This window comes from Citrobacter sp. Cs237 (assembly GCF_030332325.1).
GTDB classification, from domain to species: domain Bacteria; phylum Pseudomonadota; class Gammaproteobacteria; order Enterobacterales; family Enterobacteriaceae; genus Citrobacter_A; species Citrobacter_A sedlakii.
In genome coordinates, this window is record NZ_JAOWIB010000034.1 from 1 (window position 1) to 315 (window position 315).

Annotated in this window: 1 protein-coding gene; it reads right to left on the reverse strand. The window is 67.3% G+C overall.

What is annotated here, in order from left to right; all coding sequences use genetic code 11:
• The coding region (locus OGY07_RS01215) for a hypothetical protein (protein ID WP_502872423.1) at positions 1 to 315 on the reverse strand (315 nt) is incomplete at both ends.

The window sequence follows — 315 nt, forward strand, 5'->3', positions numbered from 1 at the left end:
TCGCCGCTGCCGCCGAAGGTCGGGGTGTTGTCACTGGTGGTGGCGCCGTCGGCGATGGGGTTGCCTTCATCGTCGGTCATCAGCGGCGGGATGCCCGGCTGCGGTTCGGGTTCGGGCTGTGGCTCCGGTTCCGGCTCTGGTTCCGGTTCCGGCCCTGGTTCAGGTTGCGGTTCCGGCTCTGGTTCAGGTTGCGGTTCAGCGCTGGTATCAACAACCAGAGAGGTGTCGCTGCTGCTCTGCGAACCGTCCGGACGGGTGATTTCGGTGGTGATGGTGTGTCCGCCGTCGGCCAGCGGCTGCTCCGGGGTGACGGAC